Here is a 9208-nt window from a genome sequence, read left to right on the forward strand (position 1 = left end):
GCGCCATACCTGCTGGACGGGCCCGCCTGAACCGCGTCCCGCATGCTTTCATAACCAGAACACAGGATCCGAGACATGAGCCAAGACAAACCCCGCAAAAAACCCGAAGAACTGCGCAGCCACCGCTGGTACGGCGTGAAAGACCTGCGTTCCTTCGGCCATCGCTCGCGCACCGCGCAGATGGGCTATCACCGCTCCGACTACGCGGGCAAGCCGGTGATCGCCATCATCAACACCTGGAGCGACATCAACCCCTGTCACAGCCATTTCCGCCAGCGCGTGGAAGAGGTCAAGCGCGGCATCTGGCAGGCCGGCGGCTTCCCCGTGGAAATGCCGGCGATGAGCCTGTCCGAGCCGTTCCAGAAGCCCACCACCATGCTCTACCGCAACCTGCTGGCCATGGAAACCGAGGAGCTGCTGCGCTCGTATCCGGCCGACGGCTGTGTGCTGATGGGCGGCTGCGACAAGACCACGCCGGCGCTCATCATGGGCGCGGTGTCCATGGACCTGCCCACGATCTTCGTGCCGGCCGGCCCCATGCTGCGCGGCAACTGGAACGGCAACACGCTGGGGTCGGGCTCGGACACCTGGAAATACTGGGCGGAGCTGCGCGCGGGCAACATCACCGAAGAAGACTGGCAGGGCGTGGAAGACGGCATCGCGCGCTCGCCGGGCCATTGCATGACCATGGGCACGGCCTCGACCATGACGTCGGCGGTGGAGGCGCTGGGCCTGTGCCTGTCGGGCTATGCGTCCATTCCGGCGCCGGATTCGCGCCACGCGCAGATGGCCAGCCTGTCGGGCAAGCGCATCGTCGAGATGGTGTGGGAAGACCTCAAGCCCTCCGACCTGCTGACCGAGGCATCCTACGACAACGCGGTGCGCACCGTGCTGGCGCTGTCCGGTTCGACCAACGCCGTGGTGCACCTGATCGCCATGGCGCGGCGCAGCGGTTTCGGGCTGGACCTGGACCGTTTCGACGCGCTGGCGCGCAGCACGCCGGTGCTGGCGAACCTGCGCCCCTCGGGCAAGTACCTGATGGAAGACTTCTATTACGCGGGCGGCCTGCGGGCCATGCTGGCGCAGATGCAGGATCTGCTGGACCTGTCCCAGCGCACCGTGGACGGCTGCACGCTGGGCGGGAACATCGCCGGCGCGCGCATCTTCAACGAAGACGTGATCCGCCCGCGCGGGCAGGCCATCATCGAGCGCGACGGCCTGGCCGTGCTGCGCGGCAACCTGGCGCCGGACGGCGCGGTCATCAGCCGCCCGCCATGGAGGCGCGGCTGCAGGTGCACACGGGCCGGGCCGTGGTGTTCAAGGACTACAACGACATGGCCGAGCGCATCGACGACCCCGCGCTGGACGTGGACGCCGACAGCGTCATCGTCCTGCAGAACGCCGGGCCGCAGGGCGCGCCGGGCATGCCGGAATGGGGCCAGCTTCCCATTCCGCAGAAGCTGCTCAAGCAGGGCGTGCGCGACATGGTGCGCATCTCCGACGCCCGCATGAGCGGCACCAGTTACGGCGCTGCGTGCTGCACGTATCGCCCGAATCCTATGTGGGCGGCCCGCTCGCGTTGGTGAAAGACGGCGATCTCATCTCGCTGGACGTGCCGGGCCGCAAGATCGAGCTGCGGGTGTCCGACGAAGAGCTGGCCGCGCGCAAGGCCGCGTGGCAGCCGCCGCAGCCGCGTTTCGAGCGCGGCTACGGAGTGCTGTACCTCAAGCACATCGGGCAGGCCGACACGGGCTGCGATTTCGATTTCCTGCAGACCGGACAGCGGGCCGGCGCGGCCGGCGAGCCCGAAATCCACTGACCCGCGCAGCGGGCGCCACGACAACACAGAGAGGAGACAAAACCATGAAGAACCACGCTACATCCCGCGCGGACGCGCGCCAGCCGCTGCTGGCCATGACCGCCTTCGCGGCGCTGGCCGCGCTGGGCGGCCCGGCTTGCGCCCAGGGCGGGGACTGGCGTCGCGGCCGGTCAAGCTGGTGGTGCCGTTTCCGCCGGGCGGCAGCACCGACGCCGTGGGCCGCATGCTCGCGGCCGGTCTGTCCAAGGAGCTGGGACAGACGGTGATCGTCGAGAACAAGGGCGGGGCCAACGGCAATATCGGCTCCGACGCGGTCGCCAAGGCCGAGCCCGATGGCCATACGCTGCTGCTTTCGGGCGTGGGCTCCAACGCCATCAACTACGCGCTCTACCAGAGCATGCCGTACCGCGACGCGGATTTCTCGCACATTTCGCTGCTGGCGACCGGCCCCAACGTGCTGGTGGCCAATCCGGAGTTTCCGGCGCGCACCTTCGCCGAGCTCATCAAGCTGGCGCGCGAGAACCCGGGCAAGTACACCCACGCCAGCTCGGGCAACGGCTCCTCGGGCCATCTCGCCATGGAGATGCTGAAGCAGGCGGCCAAGATCGACCTGATGCACGTGCCCTACAAGGGCGGCGCCGCGGCGATCACCGACACCATCGCGGGCCGCGTCTCGGTGTTGTTCCTGAACCAGGACAACCTGCTGCCGCAGGTGCAGGCCGGCAAGCTGCGCGCGCTGGCCGTGGCCAGCGCCAAGCGCAATCCGGCCTATCCCGACACGCCCACCATCGCCGAGTCGGGCTATCCTGGCTTCGCGGCCGAATCGTGGTTCGGCCTGTCGGCGCGGCCGGCCCGGACCCCGCCCGCCGTCATCGAGCGGCTGCACCAGGCTACGGTGAAGGCCCTGGCCGATCCCGCCACGCGGCAGAAGCTCGAAAGCGTAGGCTTCGTGGTGGTGGGCAACGACCCCAAGGCGTTCTCGGCCTTCGTCGGCAACGAGATCGCCAAGTGGGGCGCGGCCGCCAAGGCGTCCGGCGCGCGCATGGACTGAGCTTTTCCCGCCGCGGCCCCGGCCGGCCGCGGCTCTACGATTCCGCATCCCTGAAAGGCAAATGCAGCAATGAATTCACCGCTACCCAACCGTTTCCGCCAACGCATCCTGGCCCGCGAGCGCCTCATCGGCTTCTGGATGTGCATGGCCAGCCACATCACGGCCGAGGTGGCCGGCCTGGCCGAGTTCGACTGGCTGCTCCTCGACGGCGAGCACTCGCCCAACGACGTGCCCATGTTCCTGCAGCAGTTGCAGGCCTTGCAGGCCAGCGGCAGCGCGCCCATCGGCCGGCCGTCGTGGAACGACCCCGTGGAGATCAAGCGCCTGCTGGACATCGGTTTCTACAACCTGCTGATTCCTTTCGTGGAGTCGGAAGACGACGCGCGGCGCGCGGTGGCGGCCACCCGCTATCCGCCGCAGGGCATCCGGGGCGTGGCCGGCGCGCAGCGCAGCAACCGCTACGGCACCGTGCCGGGCTATCTGCAGACCATCAATGACAACATCTGTGTGCTGGTGCAGATCGAGAGCCGGCCGGGCATCGAAGCCGTGGACGAGATCGCCTCGGTGGAGGGCGTGGACGGCGTGTTCATCGGTCCTTCGGACCTGGCCGCGGCGCTGGGCCATCTGGGCAATCCCGGCCACCCCGAGGTCCAGGAGGCCATCCGCCGCCTCTACCAGCGCATCAGCGCGCAGGGCAAGGCAGTGGGCATCCTGGCCCCGGTGGCGGCCGACGCGCGCCGCTACCTCGACATGGGCATGCACTTCGTGGCGGTGGGCACCGACCTGGGCGTGTTCAAACAGGCCACTTTCGCCCTGCGCGAGGCATTTCCCACCTGAACGCGCTCAGCGCGTGTTTTCCAGCGCCAGCAGCTCGTCCACCGTCTGGCGACGGCGGATCAGCGTGGCGCGGTCGCCGTCGAGCAGCACCTCGGCCGCCAGCGGCCGGCTGTTGTAGTTGGAAGACATGGAAGCGCCGTAGGCGCCGGCGTTATGAAAGAACAGCAGGTCGCCCACGCGAGGGCGCGGCAGCGCCTGCTCCGATACCACGCCGCCGGCGTCCTGCGTGAACACGTCCCCGGACTCGCACAGCGGGCCGGCCACGGTCAGCGGCGCCAGGGCGCCGTCGAGCGCCGCATCGCCGCGCGCGTGCACCTCGATGCGGTGGTGGCTGCCGTACATGGCCGGCCGCATCAGGTCATTGAAGCCCGCGTCCACCAGCGCGAAATCGCGCCCGGGGCGGCCGCTCAGCGCATGCACCTCCGCCACCAGCACGCCCGCCTCGGCCACCAGGAAGCGGCCGGGTTCGATTTCCAGCCGCACGGCGTGGCCCAGCTGCGCCTCGATGCGCTTGCGGGCCGCGTCCCATTGCGCGAAGTAGTGCGCGGTGTCGATGCGCGGCTCTCCCTCGCGGTACGGGATCGACAGGCCGCCGCCCGCCGAGATGGCTTCGATGTCGTGGCCCAGCCCCGCCACCGTTTGCACCATGGCGTCGCAGACCTGCGAGAGATGGCCGTAGTCCACGCCCGAGCCGATGTGCATGTGGATGCCGACCAGCTTCAGGCCGTGGCGGCGCACGATGTCCAGCGCCCGTCCGGTGTCTCCGATCCAGATGCCGTGCTTGCTCTGCGGGCCGCCGGTGTTGGTCTTGTTGCTGTGGCCGTGGCCGAATCCGGGGTTGATGCGCAGCCACACGCGATGGCCGGGCGACTGGATGCCCACCCGTTCCAGCATGTCCAGCGAGCCCGCGTTCACGGTAATGCCGTGCTCGCGCACGGCGGCCATGGTGGCGTGATCGATGAGGTCCGCGGTGAAGACGATGCCCTCGGGCTCGCCGCCGGGGCGAAAGCCCGCCGCCAGGCTGCGCTGGATTTCGCCCAGCGACACCGCGTCCACCACCGTGCCCGCTTCCCGCATGAGCTTCAGGATATGGATGTTGGAGCAGGCTTTCTGCGCGTAGCGGAGGGTGTCGAACTGGCGGAGCTGCCCGATGCGTTCGCGGATGACCGCCGCGTCGTAGACCCAGAGCGGGGTGCCGTAGCGTTCGGCGAGGTCGGAAAGCTGGCGGGGATCGAAAGCCATGTCTGATGCGTCTCGGAAAGAAAATGCGCGCCGGTCTTTCCGGCGCGGGAGGGCGCCATCATGACGCGAAATCCCCATGCCGTAAAATGCCTTCTATTAAAGCATTCATTCATATCTGATATACATGAGCCAGCTATCGCACCGGCATGTCGAGCTGTTCCGCGCACTGATGCTCGCCGGCAGCGCCACGCGGGCGGCCGAGTTGCTGCGCACCTCGCAGCCGACCGTGAGCCGCGAGCTGGCCCGGCTGGAGNGGCAGCATGGGCCCCATGTCGGCCACGCCGGCCAGCGTCACCGCGTCGTGCAGCACGCGGATGGGGCTGACCTCGTCGCGGCAGTCTTCCAGCGGCAGGTAGCGCTGCCGCACCGCCTCCGCCTCGTCGTAGCGGCCTGCGCCCAGCAGGCGCAGCAGCCGCATGGACCCGCGCGGCGCCACGCAGACCGAGCCCGAGGTGAAGCTGCGCAGGCCGAACTCGCGCCAGTGCGCGATGGCGGGGCGCTCGCCGATGCCGCTGACGATCCAGCGCGCGTCCACCGCCTGGCGCAGCGCGGACAGGTAGGCGTCCTGCGCCGGATCGGCGCGCACCACCGCGTACTTCAGCGCCACGATGCGGCCTTCCTCGATGAGCCGGGCCACCGTGGCCGGCGCGAGATAGTCGGCGGACTTGATATACACCACCGCCGGCTTGCCGAGCGCATCGGTGAAGCGGCGGATGCCCGCCGCCAGACCCTCGTCGGTCCAGGGAAAGGACATGGGCAGCAGCATGGCCGTCGGAAAGGCGCGCGAACGCAGGATGGCCGCCTGGTCCATCATCTTGCCGTAGTCGGGGCCCACCGAGGGCAGGATCCAGGTGTCTTCGCCCGCCAGCCCGGCCAGCATGTCCACGATGCGCGCGTATTCGCTCACGCCCACGTTGTAGAAGTTGGCGTTGCCCCCGTACATGACGTTGCGCACCCCGCCCGCTTCCAGATGCGCGAGCAGCGCGCCGTTGGCCGCCTCGTTCAGGGACAGGTCTTCGTGGCGCGCCAGCGGCGGCACGGCAATGACCGAACGCTGCAGGTCCTGGGCGGTGACGGGCGTGGTTTTCATGGAAGCTCCTCTGCAAGGGACGGGCGGCTGTGCGATGGAAAAAGTATACTTGGTTGACAACCTACAACTCAATACATATATTTGTTTAACAAGTAGGCGAGCATCACGAAACAGTCCGAGCACGCGCCGGGCCCGCCCCGCGCCCTCCCGTCAAAGAGACGGCCGCCACGCGCGGGCGGCGGCCCGATTCCTATCGCGCGAACCAGGAGACATCGTGAACAAACTCATCAACGCCATCGCCGCGGCCGGCGCCGCCGTCCTGCTTGCGGCCCCGGCGGCCCGCGCCGCCGGCTACCCCGACAAACCCGTCACCATGATCGTGCCCTTCGTGCCGGGCGGGTCTTCCGACATCACCGCACGCGCCGTCACGCCCGGCCTGTCGCAGCGGCTCGGCCAGACCTTCGTGGTCGAGAACAAGCCGGGCGCCAACAGCGCCATCGGCGCGCAGGCGCTGGCGCGCGCCACGCCCGACGGCTACACCATGATGGTGGGCTCGATCGGCACCTTCGCCATCAATGAGGCGCTGTACAAGAGCCTGGCCTATAACCCCAGCAAGGACTTCGAGTACCTGACGCAGGCGGTGCGCAATCCCAACGTGCTGGTGGCCTCGCCCGCGTTTCCCGCCAGTACCGTGGCGGAGCTGGTGGCCTATGCCAAGAAGAATCCCGGCAAGGTGTCGTACGCCTCGTCGGGCACGGGCTCATCCGACCATCTTTCCGCCGTGCTGTTCCGCCAGCGCACCGGCAGCACCGGCGTGGACGTGCCCTACCGCGGAGGCGGCGCGGCCATCGCCGACCTGATCGGCGGGCAGGTGAACGTGTCGTTCCAGAACCTGGGCGCGGTGCAGACCCACATCAAGGCGGGCAAGCTCAAGGCCCTGGCCATCACCGGCGAGTCCCGCGCGCCCGAGCTGCCCGACGTGCCCACGCTGGCCGAGGCCGGCATCAAAGACATGGTGGTGTATTCGTGGCAAGGTTTCGCCGTGCCCAGGGGCACGCCCCGGAACGTGGTGCAGAAGCTCTCCGAGGCCCTGCGCGCCACGCTCGGCGAGCCCAAGGTCAAAGCCACGCTGCAAGGGCTGGGATTCGAAGTCGTGGCCAATACGCCGCAACAGTTCGCCGCCTTCCAGCAGGCCGAGGTCAAACGCTGGAAGGACGTCATCCAGAAAAGCGGCATCCAGCTCGAATGAGGCCGCCCGCGGCGGGCGCGCCGCGTCCGCCAGCGCCCCGAAAGCGCGGATCAAGTAGCATGGTCTTTTCGCCACTCACACGCAACACACCATGACCACCAAGCATCGCATCATCCAGGTCGGCTCGCTGGCCGGCTCCCCTTCGGCCAACCAGCGCCTGGCCGAGCAGTACGACGTGTTCGAACTCTGGAAGCACCCCGACCGCAAGCAGGCCCTGGCCGAGCACGGCAAGGGCGTGACCGCCGTGGTCACCTCCGCCAACTTCGGCGCGAACGCCGAGCTCATCAACGCCCTGCCCGATCTCAAGGCCATCTGTAGCTGGGGCGTGGGCTACGAAACCATCGACGTAGCCGCGGCCAAGGCGCGCGGCATCCAGGTCAGCAACACGCCGGACGTGCTCACCGATTGCGTGGCGGACCTGGCCTGGGGGCTGCTCATCGCCGGCGCGCGCCGCATGGGCCAGGGCGAGCGCTTCGTGCGCGCGGGGCAATGGGGCCAGGTGCATGGCAGCATCCCGCTGGGCACGCGCGTCAGCGGCAAGAAGCTGGGTATCCTGGGGCTGGGCCGCATCGGCCTGGCCATCGCGCGGCGCGGCGCCGGCTTCGACATGGAAGTCCGCTACCACAACCGCAAGCCGCGCGCCGACACGGACTACGGCTACGAGGCGTCGCTCAAAGACCTGGCGCAATGGGCCGACTTCCTCGTCGTGGCCACGGTGGGCGGCGCGGGCACGCGCCACCTGGTCGACCGCGAAGTGCTCGAAGCCCTGGGCCCGCAGGGCATCATCGTGAACATCGCGCGCGGTCCCGTCATCGACGAAGCCGCGCTGGTGGCGGCGCTCGAAGCCGGCAAGCTGGGCTGCGCCGCGCTCGACGTGTTCGAGCACGAGCCCAAGGTGCCGCAGGCGCTGATCCAGAGCGACAACGCGGTGCTGCTGCCGCACATCGGCAGCGCCACGCGCGAAACCCGCATGGCCATGGAAGACCTCATGCTCGACAACCTGCGCGCGTTCTTCGAAACCGGCCGGGTCATCACGCCGGCGGAATGAGCCCGGCGCAAGGCGGGCGGCCGCCCGGATGAAAAAAGCCTCCCGGCGCCCATACCGGGAGGCTTTTCGTTTTTCGCGCCCGAGGACGCGGAAAAACCTTGCAAAGGAACGAGAACGGGCCTGCGGCCCGGGCGGCGGCTTACTTCGCCGGCGCGGCGGGAGCCTGCTTGGCTCCGGCGTGCTCATGCTTGGCGGTCTTGCCGGCCTTGTGATGCTTGTGCGTCTGGGACTTCGAGGCGGAAGCCTTGGCCGTGCCCTCGGCGCCGGCTGCGAAGGCCGCCGGCGCGGCGGCCAGGCCCAGGCACAGGGCCGAGGTGGAAAGAAAAGCGGCAATGCGGGAGTGAGTCGTCATTTCATGAGCTCCTGAATACACGATGAAAGACCGGCGGGTCTTGCATCCGCAAGGCGCGGCGCCATCGCCGCACGGCCTTGTAAAGCGTTGGAGGCCGGCCGCGGCCGAAGGTTCACGCAAGCGCACTTTTTTTCCGCTGTTAACGCCTCGTCATTTCCGCGTCATCAATCCGAAAGCTCAGGCCTCGAACACCAGCAGCGCCACCGTGGCGAACAGCATGGCCGCAAAACATGCTCTCAGCTTTTTTTCAGGAAGCCGGTAGGCCAGGCGCACGCCCACCGGCACGAACAGCAGGCTGCCCAGCGCCAGCGGCAGGCCGACCAGCCAGTCGGCCTGCCCCGCCCATCCGTAAGTGGCCAGCGCGATGGTCGAGCCGGGAATCACCATCGACAGCGCGAGCGCCTGCGCCGAGGTCTGCGGCAGGCGGAAGACCGAGGTGATGATGGGCACGGCCAGCACCGCGCCGCCCACGCCGAAGAAGCCGCCCAGCGTGCCGCACAGCATGCCCAGCACGCAGGCGCGGCGCGGCGTGAACGCCGGCGCGGGGCCGGCGCCGGCTTGCGGCGGGGCGCTCCGGCGC

At 68.8% G+C, this 9208-nt stretch carries 7 protein-coding genes and 3 pseudogenes; 6 read left to right on the forward strand and 4 right to left on the reverse strand.

The genetic code is table 11. The features are described 5' to 3' along the window. The first annotated feature begins 75 nt into the window (after nucleotides 1-75). From araD to garL, 3 genes and pseudogenes are all read left to right on the forward strand, one after another. A pseudogene (araD, locus tag AD428_RS22405) lies at nucleotides 76-1819 on the forward strand (L-arabinonate dehydratase). A 95-nt stretch (nucleotides 1820-1914) separates the two neighbouring features. Further along, nucleotides 1915-2870: pseudogene (locus tag AD428_RS22410) on the forward strand (Bug family tripartite tricarboxylate transporter substrate binding protein). A 69-nt stretch (nucleotides 2871-2939) separates the two neighbouring features. After that, complete coding sequence (garL, locus tag AD428_RS22415) at nucleotides 2940-3707, forward strand: 2-dehydro-3-deoxyglucarate aldolase (protein ID WP_053246640.1); 768 nt, start codon at nucleotides 2940-2942, stop codon at nucleotides 3705-3707. A gap of 6 nt (nucleotides 3708-3713) precedes the next feature. On the opposite strand, the gene lysA is transcribed toward garL, so the two are convergent. Then, entirely contained in the window at nucleotides 3714-4949 is a 1236-nt protein-coding gene (lysA, locus tag AD428_RS22420; RefSeq protein WP_053246641.1) for a diaminopimelate decarboxylase, read from the reverse strand. Between the two features lie 124 nt (nucleotides 4950-5073). On the opposite strand from lysA, the gene AD428_RS28590 reads away from it, so the two are divergent. After that, nucleotides 5074-5202 (forward strand): LysR family transcriptional regulator (locus tag AD428_RS28590; protein WP_235491077.1); only part of this gene is annotated, 129 nt, incomplete at its 3' end. 1 nt (nucleotide 5203) lies between these two features. Here the strand turns inward: AD428_RS28590 and AD428_RS22425 are convergent. Then, nucleotides 5204-6039: pseudogene (locus AD428_RS22425) on the reverse strand (dihydrodipicolinate synthase family protein); the annotation flags it as partial. 214 nt (nucleotides 6040-6253) lie between these two features. Here AD428_RS22425 and AD428_RS22430 point away from each other — a divergent pair. Beyond that, the gene (locus tag AD428_RS22430) at nucleotides 6254-7228 is read left to right on the forward strand and encodes a Bug family tripartite tricarboxylate transporter substrate binding protein (RefSeq protein ID WP_053246642.1); all 975 of its coding nucleotides are present in this window, start codon (nucleotides 6254-6256) and stop codon (nucleotides 7226-7228) included. A gap of 91 nt (nucleotides 7229-7319) precedes the next feature. Continuing rightward, the gene (locus tag AD428_RS22435) at nucleotides 7320-8276 is read left to right on the forward strand and encodes a 2-hydroxyacid dehydrogenase (protein ID WP_053246643.1); all 957 of its coding nucleotides are present in this window, start codon (nucleotides 7320-7322) and stop codon (nucleotides 8274-8276) included. Between the two features lie 139 nt (nucleotides 8277-8415). Here AD428_RS22435 and AD428_RS22440 read toward each other — a convergent pair whose 3' ends face one another. Both AD428_RS22440 and AD428_RS22445 read right to left on the reverse strand, forming a co-directional pair. Further along, complete coding sequence (locus AD428_RS22440; RefSeq protein ID WP_053246644.1) at nucleotides 8416-8628, reverse strand: hypothetical protein; 213 nt, start codon at nucleotides 8626-8628, stop codon at nucleotides 8416-8418. A 177-nt stretch (nucleotides 8629-8805) separates the two neighbouring features. Then, nucleotides 8806-9208, reverse strand: a 403-nt coding sequence (locus AD428_RS22445) for a sulfite exporter TauE/SafE family protein (RefSeq protein WP_152968198.1), incomplete at its 5' end; no start/stop codon positions are given.

The sequence above is a fragment of the Achromobacter sp. DMS1 genome (genome assembly GCF_001270295.1).

Excerpts from the sequence above, each read along its gene's own strand:
- garL (WP_053246640.1), top strand. The coding sequence starts at position 2,940 with ATGAATTCACCGCTACCCAACCGTTTCCGCCAACGCATCCTGGCCCGC.
- lysA (WP_053246641.1), bottom strand. The coding sequence starts at position 4,949 with ATGGCTTTCGATCCCCGCCAGCTTTCCGACCTCGCCGAACGCTACGGC.
- AD428_RS22435 (WP_053246643.1), top strand. The coding sequence starts at position 7,320 with ATGACCACCAAGCATCGCATCATCCAGGTCGGCTCGCTGGCCGGCTCC.
- AD428_RS22440 (WP_053246644.1), bottom strand. The coding sequence starts at position 8,628 with ATGACGACTCACTCCCGCATTGCCGCTTTTCTTTCCACCTCGGCCCTG.